Genomic DNA, 24,401 nt, shown 5'->3' on the forward strand with positions numbered 1-24,401 from the left:
CTATAAGACAAAAAGTGGCCCACACATTGGTGTGGGCCACTTTAGTAGTGAAGGCTGAAGTGTAATCAGTCTTCGAGATTGAGGCCTTTGCGCTCGGGCAAGCAGAGGGCTGCTATGCAGGCGAGGATGAAGGCGGCCGCGAAGGAGACGAGGCCGACGTCCATGGCGTCGAATGCCCAGCCGACGCCGGAGGCGACGAGGAGTTTGCGATGCGCCTTGTTGAACGGCAGTCGGTCGAGGCGCTCGTTGCGGGTGAGCTGCGCGGGTTGCGCTGAAGTGGTGGTGCTCACGGCGTTTCCTTTCTGGTAGCGGGGGCAGAATTCGCGATATCTGCGAAAACCACCCCAGGTCAGCTTTGCTGACAGCCCCCCAGCCAGCGGGGGCAAGTTAATATCGGGTGAGGTCGGTGTAGGACTCTTCGATGGCGAGGCTGATGCGTTCGACTTGTTCACGGGTCAACGGTGTGCGGAACGTCATACGCAATGCCGATTTAGCAATGGATGGTTCGAGCCCCATAGCCAGCAGAGTCGGCGGAATTTCGTGACGTCCAACCGCGCAGGCCGAACCGGACGAAGCAGCGATGCCGCGTGCATCCAAATCGACGAGCAGGGCTTCGCCGGTGACGCCGGGGAAGATGAACGAGGCGTGGCCCGGCAGGCGACGCTCGGGGTCGCCGGTCAGGTCGGCGCGGGGAGCCACGCGGCGAACCGCGTCAATGAGCATGTCACGGGAGGCAACCAGTTCGCGATAATGCGCCTGCATGCGCGCATTCGACTCATTGAGCCCGATGGCGAGCGCCACTGCACCGGCCACGTTCTGTGTGCCTGAGCGCAGGCCACGCTCCTGCCCACCGCCGGAAAGCACTGGTTCGATGGATGTGCGGCCACGTACCAGCAGCGCGCCCAAGCCTTTGGGCGTGCCGAACTTGTGGCCGGAAACGGATAGAGCATCCACATCCCAATCGCGGAAACGAATCGGAATCTGCCCGGCGGCCTGCACGGCGTCCACATGAATGGGCACGCCATGCTTATGGGCTATGCGAACCAACTCCTCCACCGGCTCCACAGTGCCGACCTCGTTGTTGGCCAGCATGGTGGAGACGAGCGCGGTGCGCTCCCCCGCCTCGCCGTCGAGCTCGTGTTCCAGCGCGTCGAGATCGAGATGTGCTTGCGCATCCACGGGAATATGCACGACGTCGAAACCGAACCATTCATGCAGCCATGCCGCCGATTGGGCCACGGCCGGGTGTTCGATGGCGGAGATGATAATGCGTGGGCGGTGGTTTGTCGTCTGCTCTCCAGTCTGCGATAAGGCGGACGGGTCGGCCAGGTCGGTGCCGAACTGCTCGCCATCGTCTTCGGCAAGTCCATAGAACGGCTGTAATCCCAACTGCCGCATACGGGCCATGGCAATGCCTTTGATGGCAAGATTGTCCGATTCGGTGCCACCGGAGGTGAAGATCACGTCATCTGGCCGGGCTCCCAATGCCGCAGCGAACGATGCGCGTGCCGCGTCCAGCGCACGGGCCGCGGTTTTGCCGGGCTGGTGCACGCTGGCCGGATTGGCATAGGCGTCGGTCAGGAACGGAGTCATGGCTTCGAGAACGGCCAGGCTCACCGGTTCGGTGGCAGCGGCATCGAGATACAGTTCGCCGGCTTCGCTGGACGTGTTGGGAGTATCGGCCATGATCAGATCCAGTCCAATCCGAGGTCGATGCTGCGCACGGAATGGGTGAGCGCGCCTACGGAAATCACGTCCACACCGGCGGCAGCCACGGCCGGAACACGCTCCAGATTCATGTTTCCACTGGCTTCCACGATGGCCTTGCCATCAATGAGTTCTACTCCGCGGCGAGTGTCATCGAGTGAGAAATTATCCAGCATGATCGTGTCTGCGCCGCCCTCGAGCACGGCAGGAATCTGCTCGAGGCTATCGACTTCCACCTCAATATGCGTGGTGTGGCCTACCTGTTCGCGCACGTGACGAATGGCACCGGTCAGGTCGATACCATGTGCGGCGAGCGCCGCCAGATGATTGTCCTTCATCATGACCGCATCGGACAGTCCGTAACGATGGTTGTGGCCGCCACCGCAGACCACGGCATACTTCTCGAACGGGCGCAAGCCCGGAGTGGTTTTGCGCGTATCGACGATGCGGGTGCGTTCGTAACGGTGAGGACGGGTGACCGATCCGTCATAGTTGTCACTGTAGATGGCGTTCACCGCGTCCACGAAAGCGGCGGTCATGGTGGCGATGCCGCTCATGCGCTGGGTGAAGTTGAGGGCGATGCGTTCGGCGGTAAGCAGGTCACGTACCGGACCGGTTACGGTGGCGAGCACCTGGCCGGCTTGGAATCGTTCGCCGTCCTTGATGGCAGCGGTGACAGTGACGGCTGGGTTCTGCGTGGTGAACGCAGCGCGAAACACCTCGATGCCGCTCATCACGCCGTTTTCGCGTGCGGTGAGATGGGCCGAGCCGGTTTCGCCCGCGGGGATCGTGGTCTCGCAGGTGATGTCGCCGTAGGGTGCGTCTTCGGCGAGCGCCGCTTCGACGGCGGTATGGATGATGTGTTGCGTAAGCATGGGTCAATCCTTGATGTAGGCGACGGAGTGAGCCCATTCGTCCTGCGGCTCAGCATAATCGGTGCGGGCGTGGGCGCCTCGGGATTCGGTGCGGGCGAGCGCGGCGGTGGCGGCCACATAGCCCACGGTGAGCATATTACGGTTCTCCAGTGCTTCAGCATCGGCCACGTCGGCCTGTGCGTCTGCTGTAGCAAGTCCTTGACCGAGTTCGGCGATAGCGGTTTGCAGCCCATCCGCGTCGCGCAGTACGCCAACGCCATGCCACATGGTGTTTTGGATGCGGGTGCGATTCCACACATCTGCGGTTGCGTCATCGCTGGTGAGCACCGGGGTCTTCAATGCAATTAGCTTATGCGTGAATGCTTCGCCGGTGGCGGAGTTCAGGAACGGTTCGGGAGCCCAGACCGTGTCATCACCGTCCGCGACTGCGGCCAAACCGGCACGGCGACCGTAAACGAGTCCTTCGAGCAGTGAGTTGGAGGCGAGCCTGTTGGAGCCCATCACACCGGTACGGGCGCATTCGCCGGCAGCATACAGGCCGGGAATCGAGGCGCGAGCGTCCAAATCAGTGCGGATACCGCCCATGTAATAGTGCGCGGCCGGTGCCACCGGAATCGGCTCCTTGCTCCAATCGAAGCCCAGCGAGCGCGTGTAGGCGTCGATGGTTGGGAATCGGTGGGCCAGGAAGGCTGCCAGATCGGGATTCTCCTTCGCCATCGGCGAGGCATCGAGCATGACCGGCTTGCCTCCCTGACGTTGCATCACGCGGAAGTTTTCGCGGGCCACTACGTCGCGCGGAGCAAGTTCGGCACGCGGATCCACGTCTTTCATGTATCGGCGCCCGTACTCGTCCAGCAGTACCGCGCCTTCGCCTCGCACGGCTTCGGAGACGAGGAAGTGCTCGCCCACGGCCATGGCGGTGGGATGGAACTGGTAGAACTCCAAGTCGGCAACCTGTGCCCCCGCACGCCATGCGGCGGCAACACCATCAGCAGTGGCAACCTGCGGATTGGTGGTGTACGGGTACATGCGTCCCGCGCCACCAGTGGCCAGAATCACGCGGTCGGCGGCAAGATCCTTGTCCTGCCCGTCAATCAGCAGCCGGACGCCGGCAATACGGCCGTCACGCACGATAAGGTCTTTGAGGAAGGCATGTTCGATGATATGGATACGCGGATTCTCACGCACCATGGCGGAGACGTCCAACTCAAGCACCTTGCCTGTGGCGTCTCCCCCGGCATGAACCACGCGGGCACGAGAATGCGCCGCCTCAAGGCCACGTAGCATATGCCCCTGTGCATCCCGGTCGAAGTGCACACCGGCCGCGGCAAACTCACGAACACGGTCAGCTCCCTCACGGGTGAGAATGTCCACGGCCTTCGGGTCGCACAGACCGTGACCTGCCGCCATGGTATCGGCCGCGTGCAGCTTCGGGTCGTCATCGGAGAAAATGGCGGCGGCGATACCTCCCTGCGCATGGTAGGTGTTTGATTCCACCAGTTCCGTCTTGGTTACCAAGGTCACGTCATGATCGGTACCGGCCACGGCCAGAGCCGCGGACAGTCCGGCGACGCCGGCGCCCACGACGACGATTTCAACGTTGCTCATTGTGTTGCTTTCCTCTGTTTTTTGGTTCGCTCCCGCTGGCGGGAGCTGGAGAGAGGTCACGGGTGAACGCGCAGCATGCGCTCCAATGCCACCTTGGCTTCGCGGGCGGTGTTGTCATCCACGATGATACGGTTGACCACATTGCCCTGTTCGAGGTTTTCCAGCGCCCAGGCCAGATAGGCCGGGTGGATACGGTACATCGTGGAGCACGGGCAGACCACCGGGTCCAGGCAGAACACGGTCTTGTCCGGGTACTGCGCGGCCAGACGGTTCACCAAGTTGATTTCGGTGCCCACGGCGATGGCGGAACCGGCGGGCGCGTTGGCGATCTCCTTGACGATGTATGCGGTGGAGCCAGTGCCGTCGGCGGCGTCGACCACCTGCATCGAGCATTCGGGGTGCACAATCACCTTGACGCCCGGGTATGCCTTACGTGCACGCTCGATCTGTTCGACGGTGAAACGCTGGTGCACGGAGCAGAAGCCCTTCCACAAAATCATCTTGGCTCGGGCGTAATCGGCCGGGTCGGAGGCACCGCCCTGAGCCTTGAATGGATCCCACAGCGGCATCTCGCTCAGCGGAACGCCCATGGCGCGGGCGGTGTTGCGGCCAAGGTGCTGGTCAGGGAAGAACAGCACGCGCTTGCCGCGCGCGAACGCCCATTCCAGTACGGCGTGCGCATTGGAGGACGTGCACACGATGCCGCCGTTGCGTCCGCAGAATGCCTTCAGCGCCGCGGAGGAGTTCATATAGGTGACCGGGATAATCTGCTGACGACCATCGGAATCCGGCTCGGTGCCGCAGATCTCGCCGAGCTGATCCCAGCATTCCTGCACCTGGTCGATGTTTGCCATGTCGGCCATGGAGCAGCCGGCGGACAGGTTAGGCAGGGTCACACTCTGCTCGGGGGTGGAGAGGATATCGGCGGTTTCAGCCATGAAGTGCACGCCGCAGAACACGATATGGTCGGCGTCCGGGCGTTCGGTGGCGTTCTTGGCCAGCTGGAAGGAATCACCCACAAAGTCGGCATGCTTGATAATCTCATCACGCTGGTAGAAGTGGCCGAGGATCAGCAGTTTAGAGCCAAGACGCTGCTTGGCGTCGGTGATGCGCTGCTGCAGTTCCTCGTCGGAGGCCTTGCGGTATTCGTCCGGCAGCACCTGCTGGCGCGGCGCGTTGGCGGGCAGACGGTCGAGCATCGAGGCACCGGGACCGTAGCTGGGTGCGGTGGTGTCGAAATGCCACGGATCCTGGGTCAGTCCTGCATCGCAGGTGCTTTGCGCGCCCAGCTTGGCGATGATCTCGTCAACGGAGGGCGCAATGAATGATGCGGTCATAGTGGTTCCTTTCTGTAACGTCTATGCGCCGTGCCTGCAGGCATGGCAAAAATCAAATCTGTGCGGATGGGCTCAATGCAGCAAGCACATCCTTGCGTTCGTTGCGCTTGGCCATTGCCGCAATGCCACTGCCGTCGAATTCATGCGGCGTTCCGGTATGGGCAGGTAGCTGAGGCACATATCGGTACACGGCTGCCGGCCGCTGACGGCCTTCACGCACTTTCTCACCGGTGTCTTCAAGATCGCCGGAGGAGAGCATTTTGCGACGGAAATTCGCCAAATCAAGGCTTTCTCCGGCGATGGCCTCGTATACGCCGTGCAACTGCCGCAAAGTGAAGGTGGGACCGAGCAGACGGGTGGCCACGTCAGAGTATTCGATTTTGGAGCGCAACCGAAGCAGTGCGTAGTCGATAATCTCGCGATGGTCGAAAGCCAACGGCGGCAGCTCATCCTCGGGGAACCAGCGCACATTATCGCCATCCTCGAAATGCGCGGCCTCGGCCTGGCCTACGAGCGCCCAGTACACGACGGAGACCATCGGCAATCCACCATGGGAGCGCTCTGGCCCGCCAAAGGTGTACAGCTGCTCGAGGTAGCGAGGATGCAGCGCAGTAGTTGACTCCAATGCGGAGTAAGCGGACTGTTCCAGCGACCAATCGGACCTCAGGTCGCCTCCGGGCAGAGCCCAAGTGCCGAGGAAAGGCTGACGGACTCGCTTGACCAACGGCAACCACAGACGGGAATGAGGTGTTCCAGCTCCGGTCTCAGCAGATTCGGCTTGCGTTGCGCCATGTTCGGGCATGTCATCAGGGCCAAGCGCCAAGATCACCACGGACACACCAACCTGCGGTGGTGCACTGCGGCGCTCCGACACATTGCCGAATCCCATGCCTTGCCTCTTTCCAGTGAAATATTCTTTCTGGTCAGACAGCATAGCACTACTTATAGTCATAATGACTATAAGTCACAATATATGCGAGAACAGTAACAAAAACGGTCTGCATTACCGCAGACCGTGCTGTCAGGAAACCGGCTCCTCGTCTGATTCGCCGGGTCTTGTCATTTCCGCCACAGACGGCAGGAACGGGGCCAACGATGGCAACTCATCAAGGCTATTGAGTCCCATCTGGTCCAGGAAGAACTCGGACGTGACCAGCAGCGCCGCACGGGAATCGGGGTCCATGCCGTTCTCTGCGATAAGGCCTCGCACGGCGAGCGAGCGAATCACGCCATCGGAGTTGACGCCACGGATTGCCGCCACCTGCGCACGGGTGACCGGCTGCCGATAAGCCACAATAGCCAGCGCCTCCAAAGCCGCCTGGCTCAGCCGCGCGGTCTGCCCATCGGTGACGAACGCGGAGACGACCGGCTCGAATTCGGCGCGGTTAGCGAACTGCCATCCTCGTGCGGTATGACGCAGTTCAAATCCTCGCGGGCGAATGCCACGAGCCGCATCACCCTCATATTCGGCACGCAGTGCCTGCAATGCATCTTCTACGTCGCTCTCATCCACCACCAGCACACGGGCCATATCCTCTACAGTCTGTGGCTGGTCGGCGACCATAAGAATGGCCTCCAGACATGCAGCCAGCCCGCCGGGAAAATCATCGACGGTAAAGTCCACATATTCGGGACGCGACTGCTCCGCTACTTCCGTCTGCCCATTATGTTCGTCATATTCGTTGCGCTCGCTCATCGGTCACCTCTCTTACGCAAAATCACCTTCGGAAATGTTCACGTCGCTCATGGCATCATCCACACCGGCGACCCATCGCAGATGCAGCTCCTCGAACGGCCCATTCTGCCGATATTGCAGCACACCTTGTTTGAAGAACACCAGCACGGCCATGAACCGGGCAACCACCTCGATACGGGATGCGCAATCCTGGGTCAGCTCGCTAAATGACATCGATTGACTACCAGATTCCAAAGCCTTGCGCAATCGGTCACGCACCACCACGGATTGCGCCCGCAAATCGACCAACGGCACATGCAGTTGGTGAACCGACACCTCGGAGGCCGGTGCATTGGCGATCACCTGTGCGGCGAGTTTCGCCAGTTCCGCGGGCGTGAGCGTCCACACGAGCTCGGGCAGCATGGCCTGTATGCCCTCATCCATATAAGCCGGGTGGGGGAACCGCCCGGAATTGGCGGCGAATCGCGCGCGGAAATCGCCGGCCGCCTGCTTGTAGGCGCGGTACTGAATCAGGCGAGCGAACAGCAGATCGCGTTCGCGCAGTGCCTCGAGACTCTGCTCGTCATGCTGATTCTCCTCGCCACCGGGCAGGATGGCCACGCTTTTGGCCTCCACCAGAATCGAAGCAACATCCAGGAACGCACTGGCCTCGTCCATGTTCTTCGTGAAGTCAAGGCCACGCACATAAGCCAGGAATTCCTCGGTGATTGAGGAGAGCGAAACCTCGGTCAGTTCGAGCTTGTTGTTGGCGATCATGCCGAGCAACGCATCGAACGGCCCGGAATAGACCTCAAGATTCACCTGGAAGCCGGAGCCTATGGCGGCCTCGACTTCCTCCTGCTGGCTTACGAGAGTTTCGCTCATCAGGCCACAATGCCGCGAGACACGAGCTCGCGGGCCACCTCGCGGTATTCCTTGGCGGTCTTATGCCCGGGGGCGTAGATAACGATGGGGGCCGCAGCCACACTGGAGTCAGGCAACTTGATGGATCGGGAGATGAACGTGTGGAACACCTTGTTCTCGAACGCCTCATAGATACGCTGGCATACTTCCTCGCAGTGGAGGGTGTTGGTGTACATGGTCACCAGCACGCCGTAGACCTCCAACGCGGGATTGATGCGGGACTGGACCTTCTCGATGGACTGCATGAGCAGAGCCACGCCACGAAGGGCAAAGAATTCGGCGGCCACCGGAATGATCACGCCATCGGCTGCGGCCAGGGCGTTCACCGTGAGCAGGCCAAGCGAAGGCTGGCAATCCACGATGATGACATCGTATTCGGCCTTGAGCTTGCGCAGCACACCGTTGAGAATCTGTTCTCGGCCCACCTCGGTGACCAGCTGGACTTCGGCCGCCGACAAGTCAATGTTTGCAGGAATCACATCGATGTTGTCGAACGCGGTGTGCTGCACCACATCATGGGGATCCACAGACATATCGAACAATGCGGTGTAAATGGTGCTCTCCACGGCATTCGCATTGATGCCCAAGCCCACGGTGGCGGCACCTTGCGGATCAAAGTCGACGATAAGCACTCGGCGGCCATACTGTGCCAAAGCTCCGGCGATGTTAATGGAACTCGTGGTCTTACCCACACCGCCCTTCTGGTTGCACATGGCAATGACTCGAGCCGGACCGTGCTGCTGCAACGGTTCGGGAGCCGGGAAGGTTTCGTATTCACGTCCAAGAAAATCGGTAGGCATATCGTCTACCTTATCAATATCCGTGTTCCGAGATGGTGCAGCGACATACGTTTCGTCCATCGGCAACGTACCTTGGCGGAATGTGCTGCTGCCGCGACGATCTGCCATGCCTGAACCTTCCATCAAACTCTGATTTCTCCCGACTAGCCTACTCTTATCCGTTCGCTGCCACCGTTACCACATCGCGCCACGCCAGTATGCCGAAACAATCCGTCTCATCGCCGCTAACGCGCTCTGGGATGCGCGGTGAGATACGTTTCGATCAGAGCCTCGGGACTCACGTGCGTATATATCTGCGTGGTGGTGACGCTGGCATGGCCCAGCAGTTCCTGTACGGTGCGCACGTCCGCACCGCCCTGAATCAGATGAGTGGCGAACGAATGCCGCAGCGTATGCGGATGCAGCGGCTTGGTGATGTCGGCCCGCCCCCCCGCTGTTTTGACGATTTCCCATACCGATTGGCGTGAGATGCGTTTGCCTCGCTTGTTCAGAAACAGCGCTCGACGTTCAGGGACTTTGGCCGTTGATCTGCGTTCCAGCTCGCCTCGACCCGCGTTGAGATACGCCACGACTGAGTTACGGGCATAACTGCCCAACGGCACCAGCCGTTGCTTGGACCCCTTGCCCATCAATCGGACGACCTTCTCCTCAAGGTCGATGTCGTCCAGATTCGTGCCCACGGCCTCCGAGACGCGGCATCCGGTGGCGTACATGAATTCGAGAAGGGCCTTGTCCCGCAACACCACCGGGTCGGTGGAACCGCCGACGGCTGCGGCATCCAGCAGCCGGGACACCTCGTCAACGCTCAACACGTCCGGCAACACACTGGCCCCTTTGGGGGCTTTGACCGAAGCGGCCACATCCGCCGATACCGCATGCTGGGCCAAGGCAAAACGGTGAAATTCGTGGATGGAGGCCAATCGGCGGGCCTTGGATCGCGCGGATTCCCCGTCCGCATCAAGTGCGGCGATATAGTCCTCGACATCCTGTTTGGCTATATCATCCGGCTTGGTGATGCCATGGGTCTGAAGCCAGGCGACATATTTATTGAGGTCGGATTCGTAGGCGGAGACGGTGGCTTTGGCGAGTCCCCGTTCGATGCCGATATGCACGAGGAACTGCTCCCGCAGTGTGCCGAATCCGTCAACGCCCATAACGGCTCATATTACGCCATCGTTCTGTGCCGGCCTCAACGCCGTCCGAGACGTATCAGACGTCCGACGTTTTCCGCCGCGCGAATGAGATTCCTTGGCCCATCGGCAATGGCCTCGTTCAATGGCATGGCACCGGGAACAATGCCGAACACCGCATCGACACCCACGTCATAGAGTTGGTCGATGCCTTCGCCCACATGTCCGGCAAAAGCGACCACACCGATATGCGGATTACGCTCTCGCACCGCCTTGGCCACTCCCATCGGCGTTTTGCCGAATTTCGTCTGAAAGTCAATGCCGCCTTCGCCGGTGAAGCAGTAGTCGGCGCCTTCGGCGCGCTCGACAAGACGGACCGTGGAAGAGACGATATCCACGCCGGCACGCATCGTGGACTGGGTGAAGGCGAGCAGTCCCGCGCCAAGACCGCCTGCGCCGCCGGCTCCGGGCGTATGGGCCACATCGATGCCCAGTTGATCCTTGATCACCGCCGCATAATGGGCAAGATTATTGTCGAGTTGGGTGACCATCTGCGGCGTCGCACCCTTCTGCGGACCGAATACCGCCGAGGCTCCGGTCGGCCCCACAAGTGGATTAGTCACATCGGAGGCAATCAGTATGCACGTGTTTGCGATGCGCGGGTCAAGCCCCGACACATCCACCGTGGCAAGTCGATCAAGAAAACCGCCACCGCGGGGAATGGGATTGCCGTGTTCGTCAAGGAAGCGGACGCCCAATGCCTCTGCCATGCCTGCACCGCCATCATTCGTGGCTGAGCCTCCCACACCAAGTATGATCGTGCGGACTCCATCATCAAGCGCGTGCTTCATGAGCTGGCCTGTGCCATAAGTGGTGGCGACGAGCGGATTGCGGGTGTGTTCGTCGACGAATTGAATGCCGCTCGCGGCGGACATCTCGATTATCGCAGTAAGTCCGGAATCGTTAGCATTCCCAAGAATGCCGTATTCCGCAAAGGTCTCTCGCTGCAGCGGATCGAGCACCTGCGCACTGCATATGCGGCCATGAGTGGCATCCACCAAAGAGCGAACCGTGCCTTCGCCGCCATCGGCCATCGGCACCATCACGTATTCGGCATCCGGAAACACCCGCAGCAAACCATCTCGAATAGCCGCGCATGCCTGCTTTGCCGTCATACATCCTTTGAATGAATCCGGTGCAATCACAAATTTCATAGCGAATCCTTACCGCCACATATGCGAAAACCCCGCACAATGGCGGGGTTCTTACCAGATGTCGATAGACTCAGGCCTCAACCGGAGCGTTGACGTCCTCAGGCAGAGCAGCCTTGGCGGCGTCCACGATGGTCTTGAAGGTGTCCGAGTCGGAGACGGCGAGCTCGGCGAGAGCGCGACGGTCCAGCTCGATGCCGGCAAGACGCAGGCCCTGGATGAAGCGGTTGTAGGTGATGCCCTCAGCGCGGACAGCAGCGTTGATGCGCTGGATCCACAGCTTGCGGAAGTCACCCTTGCGAGCCTTACGGTCGCGGAAGTTGTAGTTAAAGGAGTGCAGCAGCTGTTCCTTAGCCTTGCGGTACAGGCGGGAGCGCTGGCCGCGGTAGCCGGAAGCCCTCTCGAGAACAACGCGACGCTTCTTGTGGGCATTCACTGCGCGCTTGACACGTGCCATAATCTATTCCTCAGCTTTCTAAAGTCTTGTTTGTTCCTGTAAGCCCTAAGCTCACTTCTGCAGCAGCTGGTGCAGCTTCTTGGCCTGGCCACCGCGCAGCACGGCATCGGCGGACAGAGCGCGACGCTTGCGAGCGGACTTGTGCTCGAGGTTGTGGCGCATGGCGGAACCGGCCTGCATCACCTTGCCGGAGCCGGTGATACGAGCGCGCTTGGAAGCGGCGGAATTAGTTTTCATCTTCGGCATTGCTGCCCTCCTTGCTGGTTTGCTTCTTGTCGGAAGTCTTCTGAGAAATCGCGGTCTTCGCATCGGCCGCGGCCTGAGCCTGCGACTCCTGCTTGGCCGCTAGGCGAGCCGCCTGACGAGCCTGACGCTCGGCGCGGGACTCGGCGCCACGACGGCGCTGCTCGGACTGGGTATGCACCTTCTTGCCCTTCGGCGCGAGGGTCATGATGATGTTGCGACCCTCCTGCTTCGGCTTGGACTCAACGGTGCCGAATTCCTCGACATCGTCGGCCAGACGCTGCAGCAGCTCCACACCACCGATCGGACGGGAGATCTCACGACCGCGCAACATGATGGTGACTTTGACCTTGTCGCCTCCGTTGAGGAAGCGGGTCACATGGCCCTTCTTCACGTCGAAATCGTGGTCGTCGATCTTCAGGCGGAAACGAATCTCCTTGATTTCCGCGGTGCTCTGGTTACGACGAGCTTCACGAGCCTTGATCTTCTCGTTGTACTTGAACTTGCCGTAATCGATGAGCTTGGCGACCGGAGGCTTCGCGTTCGGGGCCACCTCGACGAGATCGAGGTTTGCCTCCTTGGCCAGGTTCAGCGCGACGGTGGTCGCGATGACGCCCACCTGCTCGCCCTTCGGGCCGATCAGGCGTACCTGCGGGACGCGAATCTCGTCGTTAATGCGTGGTTCGTCGCTGATGATGACTCCAATCCTCTGCTTCAATTCCTTGGGCCGGGCTCCTTGATGAAATGCAATCAACGCTCGATGGTTCATGGCAAGCCGGAACATACGCATTCACGCATATGCACGCAGACATATCGTCATTCCTGATTGTGCTCATTCATCTGGCACAATCGCTAGGCTGTTTGCCTTGAACCCGAGGCCTTGAAAAGCTTCCAGGTGGGGGTGCCCCGCTTTCTTGATTTCTCAAGCCAAATGGAAAGTCTACCATATGCCCGGACATTGACGGGCCGTGTGTCGGGTTCCCTACTGCACGGCGCGCAGCAGGCCGCCAATACCCTCATCTTTCAGAATCTGACGATACGGGCCGGCTTCCTCGGCGATGATTTGATCAATGGCATGCATGCCCAGCACTTCGACCGGCGCTTTGTCGTCTGTGAGAATGGTCGACGATGAGTCCGGTTCGCTCGTAAGTGGTCTCACGCAGGTTGAGTGCCTTGGAGGCCTGCTGCATGGAGTTCTCTTCGGAGCCGGAACCCGGCTTCTTGGCGAACAGTTCGCGGTTCGTGGTATTCGGCACGTCGGCCGTCAGCATGTTCCCATTGCCGAACACGCTGGCGATGTTCATTTTCGGATAATACTGCTTCAGCTGGCGGGCGTAGGTGCCGGTGCCCATGCCGAGGATCAGCGCGGCGGCCACCATAATGCGCATATAGAGCTTGTCCGGGTTCGGGTCCTTGTCGGTCCAGCGCCCGCCGAACACCGCGCCCAACGCCAAGGCGATCATGATGGTGCCGATGATAATGGTCCATACAATCTGCGAGCTGGAGAAATAGGGCGCAAGCAGACGGGACGCGCCAAGTTCCGCGGCCATGACGGACATGCCGGAGAAGAACTCGGTGACGTAGAGGAATACCTTCGATTTGAGAATCGGTCTCTCGCTAGCCTCGGTAATCTGTGCCATCACCTTCGTTCCCCTGCCTGATCACTACTGTTCTGTTGCGTAGCCTATCAGTATTTTCTTCCCCGCAGGCCGCGCAACGGCTACAGTAGTCGGATATGAGTAAGGTATGCGTGATTTTCGGAGCCGGAGAATACTATGCCGGAACTCCCGTGGTGCCGGATGGCGCGTATGTGGTAGCGGCCGATGGCGGACTGGATCATACACGCGAGCTGGGCATCGTCCCCGATGTGATGGTGGGCGATTTCGACTCATTGGAAGGACGCCCGCCCCGCACCGACGTACGCACGATTACGCTGCCCTCGCTGAAGGATGACCCGGACATGCTCTCCGCCTTGAAAGTCGGCTGGGCGGCGGGCTGCCGCGAATTCCATGTCTATGGAGGTCTGGGCGGACGCATTGACCATACGATTTCCGGCATTCAGCTCATGACCTTGCTGGCTGGGCACGGGGCAAGCGGATATCTGTATGGCGACGGACTGATAGTCACAGCAATCACGGATGGCAAGCTCTCCTTCCCCGCGCACCCGGTACCCGAGGACGGACGAATGGTGTCGGCGTTCTCCCACTCCGATGTTTCACTTGGCGTGAACGAACCAGGATTGAAATACGAACTCAAAGACAGCACGCTGACCAACACAATGGTGCAAGGCGTCAGCAATGAGTTCCGCGACGGCATAGATGCCGCCATCAGCGTGGAACATGGTACCTTGATCGTCACCTTCCCCATCGAAGTGGCATTGCCGCAGGTAAGCCGTTTCCATGAATTCAGTGGCGGCATCGGCAAGCTGGACACTGAAGTGTCCAAGCTGTTGGTTCGCTGACCGGACGTGAGCCCCAACTTCCGTGGATTCACGCCGTCGGTCCAATACGGGAAACCGCATATCGGTTGCCGGCGATCCACAATGTGAGCGCTCACAAAAAAAACGACGTTTTTGCTCAAAACGCACGCTCAGACATTGCCATGTGTACAGAGTCGGCATTACAGTAGCAACTGTTGGTAAACAATGGCCCGGTGTGCCAGAGCGCACCACGGGCACCCTACAAGGGAGAATTACATGACAGTTAAGATTGGTATCAACGGCTTCGGTCGCATTGGTCGTCTCGCCTTCCGTCGCATTTTCGAGCTGCAGGCTCGCGGCGGCCAGGCTGGTGACATCGAGGTTGCCGCCATCAACGATCTGACCACCCCGGCTACCCTGGCTTACCTGCTGAAGTACGACAGCACCCACGGCACCTTCCGTCATGACGACGGCACCCCGGTTGACGTCAAAGCCACCGAGGACTCCATCATCGTCGACGGCAAGGAATACAAGGTCTACGCCGAGAAGGACGCCAACAACATTCCGTGGGTCAAGAACGACGGTGTCGAGTACGTGCTCGAGTGCACCGGCTTCTACACCTCCGCCGAGAAGTCCCAGGCTCACATCAACGCTGGCGCCAAGAAGGTCCTGATCTCCGCCCCGGCCAAGGATGACACCACCCCGACCGTCGTGTTCGGCGTGAACCACGACATCCTCAAGGCTTCCGACGTGATCGTCTCCGCCGGCTCCTGCACCACCAACTCCATGGCCGCCATGGTCAAGCTGCTGGACGAGAAGTTCGGCATCAAGGCCGGCTTCATGACCACCATCCACGCCTACACCGGCACCCAGATGCTGCTCGATGGCCCGCGTGGCACCAAGACCGGCCGCAACCTGCGCGCCGCCGCCATCAACACCATCGCCCACTCCACCGGCGCCGCCAAGGCCATCGGCAAGGTCGTTCCGTCCGTGAACGGCAAGCTGCAGGGCCACGCCCAGCGCGTCCAGGTTCCGGACGGCTCCGTCACCGAGCTGACCACCGTTCTGAACACCGAGACCACCGCCGACGAGATCAACGAAGCCTTCAAGGCCGCCTTCTCCGACACCGACTACTACGGCTACAACGATGAGGGCATCGTTTCCTCCGATATCCTCGGCGACACCCACGGTGGCGTGTTCGACCCGACCCAGACCGACGTCAACACCATTGACGGCGTGACCCTGGCTCGCACCGTGTCCTTCTACGACAACGAGTACGGCTTCACCTCCAACATGATCCGTACCCTGCTGTACTTCGCTGAGATCTCCGAGTGAACCACTGCGGTCTAGGCCGCTACGGTTCGTTTGAGAACTAAGCTGTGAGACCCCCGCCTTGTGCGGGGGTCTCTTCGTAGTAGAACGGTAATCATGGCAAAGAAGAAGCACGATAAAGGCGCAGGATCCACTCCGGCGACCGTCCAGCTGGAAAAAGCGGGCGTCGAATTCCACGTCTATGAATATGAGCATTCCAACGATCACATGGACGATGGCTACGGCGTGGAAGCGGCCACCAAGCTCGGTTTCGACGAACACCAGGTGTTCAAGACGCTTATGGCGGACACCGGCTCGGAGCGTGTGGTGGGCGTGGTGCCGGTCAGCGGGCATATGGATTTGAAGGCTCTGGCCGCGGCAGCGGGCGCCAAGAAGGCCTCGATGGCCGACCCCAAAGTGGCTATGCGCGAATCCGGCTATGTGGTCGGCGGCATTTCGCCTTTGGGCCAGAAGACGCATCATAAAACCGTATTAGACGAAAGCGCATTGCAATTCGACCAGATTCTGGTCTCCGGCGGCAAGCGCGGCCTGTCCGTAGGCGTCAATCCGCAGGACCTGCTCAAGGTGTTGGACGCCGTCGCCGCGCCAATCGGCACGTGGTGACTTTGTCTTGGCTCCCCTCGCAGAGGGGAGCCAAGGATGACTATTTCTTCCGGCGCAGCTCGGCAGGCAGCACGAAGTGCATGTTTTCCTTGATGGTTTCCACCGATTTCATGCCGGTGAAACCCTGATTGCGCAAAGTATCAATTACACCGGAAACCAACTCATCCGGCACGGAGGCGCCCGAGGAAATGCCCACGGATTCCACGCCCTCAAACCATGACGGATCAAGCTCGTTGGCATCATCCACGCGGTAGGCCTTGCCTCGCTCGCCCAAGCCCTCCTGAGCCACTTCCATCAGACGTACGGAGTTCGAAGAGTTGGCCGATCCGACAATCACCACACAATCGGACTGCTGGGCCACCAACTTCACCGCCGCCTGACGATTCGACGTAGCATAGCAAATATCAGAGCTCGGAGGCTCCTCAATCCACGGAAAACGAGCCTTCAACGCAGCAATGGTGCCGGCCGTTTCATCCACGCTCAATGTCGTCTGCGAAAGCAACACCAACTTGGTGTCGGGTGCAAAATCCAGCGAATCGACATCCGATTCATGCTCAATCAGATGCACATGCTCGGGGCTCTCCCCCACTACGCCAACCGCCTCATCGTGCCCTTTATGCCCGATGTAGACAATCTCATACCCCTCGCGCACAAAACGCAACACTTCACGATGCACCTTGCCTACCAGCGGGCAAGTAGCGTCCACCACGTGCATACCACGGCGCTGAGCCTCCGACTTCACCACCGGAGATACGCCATGAGCGGAAAACACCACCGGAATGCCAGCCGCAGCGGCCGCATCCGGAATCTCGCTCAACTCTTGGACGAATACCGCACCCTGGCCTGCCAAATCCTCGACCACATGCTTGTTATGCACGATTTGCCTACGCACATACACCGGTGGCAGACCATCCTCACGGTGGAGCTTCCCAGACGATTCCGCAGCCTTAAGAATCGTTTGCACGGTGAGAATCGCACGATCCACACCAGCGCAAAACCCGCGCGGGTCGGCGAGCACCACACTTTTGGTCATCGGAACCTCCTGAATGTCAACACTGTTCTCCAGTGTAAAGCAGGGACTACAGGAGGTTACTGCCAACCTCCTGTGCCAGAGCCCGTGCTCCGCCATCTTTTCAAAGAATCCCCGCGTTTTTCGCGTACGATGTGACACTCGCCACGTTCACCACCCGCAATGCTCTTTCCTGATACACGTGCCGACTCCATAGCCGCCGCCAATCCCGCTTCGACAGCGGAAACGCGCTAGACTGAGGCCAGCGATAGCAGGAGCTACCGAACCATCCATCCTCACTACGGGAGTGATTCCATGACGAGCAAAACGCCACGCACCGGCAACCAGTATTCGATTCACCACGGCGACTACTCCGCTGTGATTTGCGAGCTAGGCGCGAAAATCCGCCGGTTCGACTTCAACGGCAAGGAAATCTTCTGTCCATTCGGGGTCAACGATCTGACCCCGACCTGCAACGGATACGTGCTGGCCCCTTGGCCAAACCGTATTGAAAACGGTGAATACGATTTCAACGGCAAGCACTACTGCGCTCCGGTCAACGAATATCACCCGGCTCCGCGCAACAACGCGAACCATGGATACGCCTACCACTACATGTGGAAGCTCGAATCGCTCACCGACAGCGCCGTGACGCTTTCACTGCGCTTCCCCAACCTGGACGGATACCCGTTCGATGTGACCGTGACCGTGACCTACGAATTGGGCGAAAATGGCATGACCGTGACCATCAATGCCCGCAATGATGGCGACGAGCCGGCACCTTGGGCTCTTGGCCTGCACCCGTGGCTTGCCAACGGCGAGCAGGGCGCGACTTCCGCCGAACGCGATGCCGACTCCGCCGCCTGCCATCTGCAGATCAAGGCCGCCAGTCATGTGACGGTGAACGAGGCGCTGATTCCCACCGGCACTGAACCTGTTGCCGGCATCTACGATCTGAACGATGGTCCGACGCTCGAAGGCCGCGCTTTCGATGACGCCTGGGTTGATGTGGAGCGCGCCGCCGATGGCACGACCACTACCACGTTCACCCGTCCTGATGGTATCGAAGTGAAGCTGATCGGCGACGAAACCATCAATGCCTGGCAGTGCTACACCGCCACGGGAGCTCCATTTGCCGAGCATCCGTACGGCATCGCCGTCGAACCGATGACCGCCCCGGCCAACGCCTTCCGCACCGGCAACTATCTGGTGACACTCGCACCCGATAGTGATTACACCACTGTGGTGCGTTATGAAGTAGCCCAGAAGTAATCCAGAAATAGCCCTATGAATTGGCTCTCCTCATTGAGGAGAGCCAATTTTGTTATCTATATACGCCGCGTCCCAACGCTGATGCGGTACGATTGCGAGCGGTAACAATACGCTTTCACAAAGGAGTGTGCACTATGGCTTTGAAGCCTCGCACCGGTAACCAATACGCCATCTCATCCGGCGAATGGAGTGCCGTTGTCACTGAGCTGGGCGCCAGCTTGCGCGAACTGAAATGGCGCGGCGAAGACATCATCGTCCCCTTCGACCCGGACAAGGTGATTCCCTGCTGCAACGGATGTGTGCTGGCACCGTACCCGAACCGCGTGACCAACGGTCAGTACTCCTTCGACGGTGAAGACTATCAGATGCCGATCGACGAATTTGACCGTCAATCCTCCCTGCACGGCTATGCCTACCGTTATATGTGGGAGCTTGAGGACCTGCAGGAATCGCATGTGACGCTCTCATGGCGCTCCCCCGACATCGCCGGATATCCGTTCGACATCACCATCACCGCCACCTACGCGTTGGACGAGAACGGCCTTACGGAGACCTTCACCGTGCACAACAACGACGCCGTGAAGGCACCGTGGGCGTTCGGCATTCACCCGTGGCTTGCCAACGGCAAGCATGCCACTGGCCCGGCCATCACCGCCGACAACGAGCCATGCCGCCTCGAGCTGCATTGCGACACTCACGTGACTGTTGACGAGCATCTGCTGCCCACTGGCGAAGAGCCGGTCTCCGGCATCTTCGATCTGCGCAGCAACCCCACCCTTGAGGGGCGCGGCTTCGATGACGCCTGGACCGACATCACCAACCGCAGTGCTGACGGCAGCACCTCTGCCGTATTCACCCGCCCCGATGGCATCAAGGTCACTCTGACCGGCGACAAGACCATCAATTCCTGGCAGGTCTGCACCGGCAACGAGATTGGCGAGAAAGTCCGTCAGCCCGGTGTGGCCGTCGAACCGATGACTGCCTACGCCGATGCATTCCGTACCGGCAAGGATCTGGTCGTGCTCGAACCAGGCGCTGATTACACCACTGTGGTCACGTTCCAGGCCGAGCAGCTCTGAACCAATCAGCCGAATGTGCGCCATATGGGCGCGCGGTTTGAGAACGTCGCGCTCATGTGGCATAATTCCGAAGGCTTAATTTTTTACTGCAGCAAAGGAGTCCATCATGGGCATGCGCGGACGTAAGCGCAAGGATCGTCGTAAGAAGGCCGCCAACCACGGCAAGCGTCCAAACGCCTGATTCTTCGCGTTTGATATAAACGCAAAAGGCCCGTCTGAGCAATCAGACGGGCCTTTTCATATATATCTCTCACATCATTTGTCCTCGCCGCAGCAATGGTCGAGCGTGGCTTTCAGACGGGCCATGAGGCATTCAGGAGCCACATCCGGCCGCAAGTAGGCGCGCATCGCGGCAATCAGAGCCTGTTCGCGCGCATCGCAACACGTGCTGGGGTCAAAACAGTCACCCTCGGCCACGATATGCACGTCAGCCGATGCCGTTCCAGTCTCATCATCACGATGATGTACTGCAGTAATGTGCACTTCCGTCTGGCTGACCGTGCCATCGGACGAAGTACGGGTTATGGAGATGTGACGGGTATGCTCTGTCGGCTGGTCGTTCATCGCATCTCATTTCCCTGAGGCTTACGAGACTGTCGAAGCATGCGAGCGCGTGCTACCGTATCCGTGATGGTTTGCGCGGCGTCATCGCTGTCAACAGTATGTTCACTAGTTCCATTATGGACGTGTTCCACGGTTTGACCAACGTTTTCGCCCAACTTCGCTGATGGTGAATCGGTAATGTATCCGCGATCCTTGGCATATGAGGCAAGTTCCCGTTTCAGTTGAGTACGTGCACGGTTCAACCGGCTCATCACCGTGCCTATTTTCACCCCTTGCTCGTCAGCCACCTGCTGATAGGACTTGCCGTCGATGGCGGCATCGATGAACACTTGCCGACGTTCTGGAGACAATTTGGCGAGCGCAGCCATAATCTCTTCCGGAGCAAAGGCATCCAGATATTCCTGTTCGGCAGATTTCAACCCATCTGAAGTATGTTCAGAAGCATCGTAGATGTCCCAGTCATCATATTCGCCGGTCGAATCGTTGGCGCGTTGCGGACGTCGTTTGGCCTTGGCGTACTGGTTGAAATACGCGTTTCGTTCGATGGTCGTCATCCATGCCTCGAAGTTCGATCCAGGCTGGAAGGAATCAAACGCCTTGAACCCGCGCTCGAACGTATCCTGCACCAGATCCTGCGCATCGTCGGGGTTGTTGGTCAGCCTCATGGCCTGACGATAGAGCGTGTTGACGGCGGGCATGGCGAGCTGCTCGAAACGAGCGCGCTTAGCCGCCATGGATTCCCCGGCTTCGGCCGGCATCCCGGTATGCACTGTTGCTTCGCTTGTCGTCACAATTCTCCATTCTAGCCAAATCTTGTGCCCATATCGTGGCTGATGACATGTGAGCCACGCCACGGCATGACCGCCCTGTAGAATGGCTAATCGGCTAGGAATAGGGAGAAAAGATTTATGGCTTTGACTTTGGCTGCGGCCGCCGAATTGCTCGACCGACATCATCTGCTCCGCGAAATCATCCAAGGCGATTGCTGGACCGACAACGCAGCGGATCTCGCCGGCGCCGACGAGCCGTTCACCGCCATCACCTATGACACCCGCAAAGTCACTCCCGGCACACTGCTATGCTGCAAGGGCCGGTTCAAGGCGGATTACTTGACGGACATCGATCAGGCCGGACTTGCCGCATACATGGCCGAAACCGAGTATTCCGCCGTCACCCGCGCCCCTGGACTGATCGTCAATGATGCGCGTAAGGCCATGAGCCTGCTGTCCGCTGAGTTCTATGGCCGCCCGCAGGATGAGCTGACCGTCATCGGTATCACCGGCACCAAGGGCAAGACGACCACCGCCTATTTTGTGCAGGCCGTGCTCAACGCCTATTCCGGCGGCAGGGCCGCACTGTTCTCTTCGGTGGACAATTGCTTGGACGGCCACACATATGCAGAATCCGACCTGACCACGCCCGAGTCGATGGACGCTTTCCGCATGATGCGCGAAGCCGCGAATAACGGCATGCGGTATCTGGTGATGGAAGTCTCCTCCCAGGCATACAAAGTGGAGCGCGTGTATGGCCTGACGTTCGATGCTGGGGCATTCCTCAATATTTCCCCTGACCACATCAGCGCCATCGAACACCCCACATTCGAGGATTATCTGTATTGCAAGCGGCAGATCACACACAATTGCCGCACACTGGTGCTCGGCGCCGACTGCGATCATGCCGATTTGATTCGGCAGGATGCTCAAGCCTCGAATGTACCGGTCACCACTTTTGCGCTGCATGCTGCGGACGGGCACGGCACGCATGCCGATTTCGTCGCGCTGCCGGATGCATCCTCAGGCTACCTGTTCCAGGAGCAGGGCAAGGCTATTGGCGATTTCTCGCTGGAACTGGAAGGCGAGTTCAATGCCGCCAACGCCGCTGCCGCCATTGCCTTGTCACGTGCAGTCGGCGTACCAGCTGGCTCAGAGGCTTTCCGCGCTCTGGAACATGTGCATATTCCCGGGCGTATGGAACATTATGAATCCGGCAATATGGTGGCGTACGTAGATTATGCGCACAACTATGTGAGCACGAAGACCCTGGCCGAGTTCGTGACACATAAATACGCGGATCGCAATCCGCGTGTCGTCGTGGTCACTGGCTCCGTGGGAGATAAAGCCGTGGACCGCCGTGAAGGCATCATCAAGGGTGCGCAGGATTATGCGGATCGCATTATTCTGACTGCGGAAGACACAGTGCACGAGCGCATGATCGATATTCTTCATGAGATGCAGGGTTATATCACCAATCCTCGAGTCGTCTCGGATATCGAGCTCGATCGTGCGAAGGCCATCGAAAAAGCAGTCGAGGATGCGCACGCCCATGCGGACAGGCTGACCATTCTGCTGGTCATCGGCAAGGGCGAAGAACGTTGGATCAAGGTCGATGGCAAGCACGCGCCTTACGAGGGCGATGACCATGTGGTCAAGCGACTGTTCGGACTGTTGAACGACTGATCAGCCAGCCATCTGAACCCGCAATCGGAATAAGAAAAGCAAGAGGATAAGGAGCAATCATTGATTACGCTGGAACACGTCACGTTGCCGACCATGGAACAGGCCGCGGCAGAGGCAGGCATCGCACTGCCGATTGAGCAGACGGAAGCCTGGGGCCGCTATCAGGCCAAGGTGCCGGGACGTCGCCCGTGGGGCGCGTACCTTATTCGCCGCGACGGCGATTTGGTGGCGGTCATCTCCCTGATCGATTACGAGACCCACGGCTACCACTACCTGCGTTCGCTGCATGGTCCGGTGTGGAAGACCAAGCCCACCCAGGATGAGGAGCGCGAGGTCATCGACGCGATGGTCAAGGCCGTGCGCTCCCACGACCGCAAGGTGGTGTTCCTGCGCGTGGATACATGGTTCGATGAAGGCTACTACCGCGTGCTGTCCACGGTACCGTATGACCAGACCGTGATCGTTGACCTGACCGGCGGCGACGACAAGATTCTTGAGCGCATGGTGGCGCGTGGCCGTCAGAACGTGCGCAAGGCCCTGCGCGAAAGCCCGGCCACATGCGCCGACGAAACCGAGCAGGCTTCCAAATCGTTCGACGAGTATTACGGCGTGATGGTCGACACCGGCAAGCGCGACGGCTTTGCCCCGGCTCCGAAGCAGGACTATGAGGATATGATTCAGGAGCTCGGTCCTGAGCACTGCCGCCTGTTCGTCAGCCGTATCGACGGCAAGGTGGTCAACTGGTGCCTGATTACCTTGAACGACAATCGCGCCGTCTACTACTACGGCTGCATGAGCACCGCCGTGCGCCGCCTGCGCGTGCCGGACAAGATGTTCTATCACATCTTCTGCACACTGGGCGCGCAGGGCGTGGAAAGCCTTGACATGATGGGCATCGGCTCTGACTTCGCACCGTCCTTGAAGGGACTGAACCAGTTCAAGACCAAGTTCGCCCGGGAGATTACTCCGGTGGCGGCAGGCCATGACATTCCGGTCAAGCGCGGTTTCTACAGCCTGCTGCGCTTCATTCAGAAACTGCGTAAGGGCTCAAACGCGGACAGGCACTAAGCTCGCTTCCCCCTGATGACGAGCTATCGTCATCCAGAAAACATTCAGCACAGCTCCAGCTTCTAGGCGGGTAGATTCTAATCGTTCTGCCACGTGAGCGTCGCACAATAACCAATGGTTATCAATACATCGACGCATAGAGTCTGGTTATGCTGACTGTCGCCAGAACGACATTTCGTGATATTGAAAAAGAAGCCGCTGGTTGCGATATCACGCTGCCCATTGAAGACTATCTCGACATGATTGGCGCATTGGGCGCGAGACACTGCCGCGTATTCGCCGCGCGCATCGATGGACAAGTGGTGGCCTGGTCCATCGTTACGGTGGAAGGCTCGTATGCGGTGCACTATTATGCCGCCATGCGCGACACTGCCATGCGTATTCATGTGACCGATCGACTGCTGTATGCCGAATGCTGCATGCTGGGCTCGCAGGGTATCACCGATTACGATTTGATGAGTATCGGCTCTGACTTCGCGCCATCGCTCAAGGGTCTGAACGCATTCAAGACCAAGTTCACCGAGACGATCACACCGGTGGCCCCGACCCGTGACGTGCCGCTCAAGAAGATCTTCTACAAGACATTGCAGGCCGTGCAAGGTGTGCGCCGAGCGTTCCGCCAATAAACCCGG

At 59.4% G+C, this 24,401-nt stretch carries 25 protein-coding genes and 2 pseudogenes; 9 read left to right on the forward strand and 18 right to left on the reverse strand.

Annotated elements, in window-relative coordinates:
* Positions 1-119: 119 nt before the first annotated feature.
* The 15 genes and pseudogenes from BBBR_RS06175 to BBBR_RS06245 form a co-directional block, all read right to left on the reverse strand.
* Positions 120-290, reverse strand: a pseudogene (locus BBBR_RS06175) (integral membrane transport protein); the annotation flags it as partial.
* Between the two features lie 97 nt (positions 291-387).
* On the reverse strand, positions 388-1,686 hold the full coding sequence (locus BBBR_RS06180; protein WP_003830609.1) for a cysteine desulfurase family protein: 1,299 nt from the start codon (positions 1,684-1,686) through the stop codon (positions 388-390).
* A 2-nt stretch (positions 1,687-1,688) separates the two neighbouring features.
* Positions 1,689-2,582 (reverse strand): carboxylating nicotinate-nucleotide diphosphorylase, encoded by an 894-nt coding sequence (gene nadC / locus BBBR_RS06185; RefSeq protein WP_003830608.1) that lies wholly within the window; start codon positions 2,580-2,582, stop codon positions 1,689-1,691.
* A 3-nt stretch (positions 2,583-2,585) separates the two neighbouring features.
* The gene (gene nadB / locus BBBR_RS06190) at positions 2,586-4,190 is read right to left on the reverse strand and encodes an L-aspartate oxidase (RefSeq protein WP_032738323.1); all 1,605 of its coding nucleotides are present in this window, start codon (positions 4,188-4,190) and stop codon (positions 2,586-2,588) included.
* Positions 4,191-4,246: 56 nt separating this feature from the next.
* Positions 4,247-5,527, reverse strand: coding sequence for a quinolinate synthase NadA (nadA, locus tag BBBR_RS06195; protein ID WP_003830606.1), 1,281 nt, complete (start codon positions 5,525-5,527; stop codon positions 4,247-4,249).
* A 52-nt stretch (positions 5,528-5,579) separates the two neighbouring features.
* Positions 5,580-6,416, reverse strand: coding sequence for an NUDIX hydrolase (locus BBBR_RS06200; protein ID WP_015438942.1), 837 nt, complete (start codon positions 6,414-6,416; stop codon positions 5,580-5,582).
* Between the two features lie 132 nt (positions 6,417-6,548).
* On the reverse strand, positions 6,549-7,223 hold the full coding sequence (scpB, locus tag BBBR_RS06205) for an SMC-Scp complex subunit ScpB (RefSeq protein ID WP_003830604.1): 675 nt from the start codon (positions 7,221-7,223) through the stop codon (positions 6,549-6,551).
* A gap of 12 nt (positions 7,224-7,235) precedes the next feature.
* Positions 7,236-8,087 carry a segregation and condensation protein A gene (locus BBBR_RS06210; protein WP_003830603.1) on the reverse strand — a complete coding sequence of 284 codons (852 nt, stop codon included), beginning with the start codon at positions 8,085-8,087 and terminating at the stop codon, positions 7,236-7,238.
* A complete protein-coding gene (locus BBBR_RS06215; RefSeq protein WP_025263063.1) occupies positions 8,087-8,926 on the reverse strand; it encodes a ParA family protein in 840 nt (279 codons plus the stop codon). The genes BBBR_RS06210 and BBBR_RS06215 overlap by 1 nt, the downstream gene beginning before the upstream one ends.
* Positions 8,927-9,150: 224 nt before the next feature.
* Positions 9,151-10,080: a site-specific tyrosine recombinase XerD gene (gene xerD, locus BBBR_RS06220; protein ID WP_003830601.1), complete on the reverse strand. Its 930-nt coding sequence runs from the start codon at positions 10,078-10,080 to the stop codon at positions 9,151-9,153.
* A 35-nt stretch (positions 10,081-10,115) separates the two neighbouring features.
* Positions 10,116-11,270, reverse strand: a complete 1,155-nt coding sequence (locus BBBR_RS06225; RefSeq protein WP_003830600.1) for a glycerate kinase — start codon at positions 11,268-11,270, stop codon at positions 10,116-10,118.
* A 70-nt stretch (positions 11,271-11,340) separates the two neighbouring features.
* The gene (gene rplT, locus BBBR_RS06230) at positions 11,341-11,724 is read right to left on the reverse strand and encodes a 50S ribosomal protein L20 (protein ID WP_003830599.1); all 384 of its coding nucleotides are present in this window, start codon (positions 11,722-11,724) and stop codon (positions 11,341-11,343) included.
* 51 nt (positions 11,725-11,775) lie between these two features.
* The gene (gene rpmI, locus BBBR_RS06235; protein WP_014483610.1) at positions 11,776-11,970 is read right to left on the reverse strand and encodes a 50S ribosomal protein L35; all 195 of its coding nucleotides are present in this window, start codon (positions 11,968-11,970) and stop codon (positions 11,776-11,778) included.
* Positions 11,951-12,736, reverse strand: a complete 786-nt coding sequence (gene infC, locus BBBR_RS06240) for a translation initiation factor IF-3 (protein WP_047928382.1) — start codon at positions 12,734-12,736, stop codon at positions 11,951-11,953. Before infC ends, rpmI begins: the two co-directional genes overlap by 20 nt.
* 298 nt (positions 12,737-13,034) lie before the next feature.
* Positions 13,035-13,607, reverse strand: a complete 573-nt coding sequence (locus tag BBBR_RS06245; RefSeq protein ID WP_003830596.1) for a hypothetical protein — start codon at positions 13,605-13,607, stop codon at positions 13,035-13,037.
* A gap of 95 nt (positions 13,608-13,702) precedes the next feature.
* On the opposite strand from BBBR_RS06245, the gene BBBR_RS06250 reads away from it, so the two are divergent.
* The 3 genes from BBBR_RS06250 to ybaK all read left to right on the forward strand — a co-directional run bounded on the left by BBBR_RS06250 (position 13,703) and on the right by ybaK (position 16,321).
* Positions 13,703-14,428 (forward strand): thiamine diphosphokinase, encoded by a 726-nt coding sequence (locus BBBR_RS06250; protein WP_003830595.1) that lies wholly within the window; start codon positions 13,703-13,705, stop codon positions 14,426-14,428.
* Positions 14,429-14,662: 234 nt separating this feature from the next.
* Positions 14,663-15,721, forward strand: a complete 1,059-nt coding sequence (gene gap / locus BBBR_RS06255) for a type I glyceraldehyde-3-phosphate dehydrogenase (RefSeq protein ID WP_003830594.1) — start codon at positions 14,663-14,665, stop codon at positions 15,719-15,721.
* Between the two features lie 93 nt (positions 15,722-15,814).
* The gene (gene ybaK / locus BBBR_RS06260; RefSeq protein ID WP_003830593.1) at positions 15,815-16,321 is read left to right on the forward strand and encodes a Cys-tRNA(Pro) deacylase; all 507 of its coding nucleotides are present in this window, start codon (positions 15,815-15,817) and stop codon (positions 16,319-16,321) included.
* Between the two features lie 40 nt (positions 16,322-16,361).
* Here ybaK and BBBR_RS06265 read toward each other — a convergent pair whose 3' ends face one another.
* Positions 16,362-17,354 (reverse strand): 4-hydroxy-3-methylbut-2-enyl diphosphate reductase, encoded by a 993-nt coding sequence (locus BBBR_RS06265; protein WP_014483607.1) that lies wholly within the window; start codon positions 17,352-17,354, stop codon positions 16,362-16,364.
* A gap of 291 nt (positions 17,355-17,645) precedes the next feature.
* Here BBBR_RS06265 and BBBR_RS06270 point away from each other — a divergent pair, with 291 nt between their 5' ends.
* The 3 genes from BBBR_RS06270 (at position 17,646) to BBBR_RS11370 (ending at position 19,862) form a co-directional block, all read left to right on the forward strand.
* Complete coding sequence (locus BBBR_RS06270; RefSeq protein WP_003830591.1) at positions 17,646-18,602, forward strand: aldose 1-epimerase family protein; 957 nt, start codon at positions 17,646-17,648, stop codon at positions 18,600-18,602.
* A 134-nt stretch (positions 18,603-18,736) separates the two neighbouring features.
* Positions 18,737-19,681 (forward strand): aldose 1-epimerase family protein, encoded by a 945-nt coding sequence (locus BBBR_RS06275; RefSeq protein WP_003830590.1) that lies wholly within the window; start codon positions 18,737-18,739, stop codon positions 19,679-19,681.
* Positions 19,682-19,787: 106 nt separating this feature from the next.
* Positions 19,788-19,862, forward strand: coding sequence for a 50S ribosomal protein bL37 (locus BBBR_RS11370; protein ID WP_003817083.1), 75 nt, complete (start codon positions 19,788-19,790; stop codon positions 19,860-19,862).
* Positions 19,863-19,936: 74 nt separating this feature from the next.
* On the opposite strand, the gene BBBR_RS06280 is transcribed toward BBBR_RS11370, so the two are convergent.
* Both BBBR_RS06280 and BBBR_RS06285 read right to left on the reverse strand, forming a co-directional pair.
* The gene (locus BBBR_RS06280) at positions 19,937-20,245 is read right to left on the reverse strand and encodes a hypothetical protein (protein ID WP_003830588.1); all 309 of its coding nucleotides are present in this window, start codon (positions 20,243-20,245) and stop codon (positions 19,937-19,939) included.
* Complete coding sequence (locus tag BBBR_RS06285; protein ID WP_003830587.1) at positions 20,242-21,003, reverse strand: sigma-70 family RNA polymerase sigma factor; 762 nt, start codon at positions 21,001-21,003, stop codon at positions 20,242-20,244. The genes BBBR_RS06280 and BBBR_RS06285 overlap by 4 nt, the downstream gene beginning before the upstream one ends.
* Positions 21,004-21,153: 150 nt before the next feature.
* Between BBBR_RS06285 and BBBR_RS06290 the strand changes: the two genes are divergently transcribed.
* The 3 genes and pseudogenes from BBBR_RS06290 to BBBR_RS06300 all read left to right on the forward strand — a co-directional run.
* Positions 21,154-22,701: a UDP-N-acetylmuramoyl-L-alanyl-D-glutamate--2,6-diaminopimelate ligase gene (locus BBBR_RS06290; protein ID WP_003830586.1), complete on the forward strand. Its 1,548-nt coding sequence runs from the start codon at positions 21,154-21,156 to the stop codon at positions 22,699-22,701.
* 60 nt (positions 22,702-22,761) lie between these two features.
* The gene (locus BBBR_RS06295; protein WP_032738322.1) at positions 22,762-23,769 is read left to right on the forward strand and encodes a lipid II:glycine glycyltransferase FemX; all 1,008 of its coding nucleotides are present in this window, start codon (positions 22,762-22,764) and stop codon (positions 23,767-23,769) included.
* Between the two features lie 218 nt (positions 23,770-23,987).
* Positions 23,988-24,395, forward strand: a pseudogene (locus tag BBBR_RS06300) (GNAT family N-acetyltransferase); the annotation flags it as partial.
* Positions 24,396-24,401 lie beyond the last annotated feature (6 nt).

The sequence above is a fragment of the Bifidobacterium breve DSM 20213 = JCM 1192 genome, from assembly GCF_001025175.1.
Taxonomy (GTDB): Bacteria; Actinomycetota; Actinomycetes; order Actinomycetales; family Bifidobacteriaceae; genus Bifidobacterium; species Bifidobacterium breve.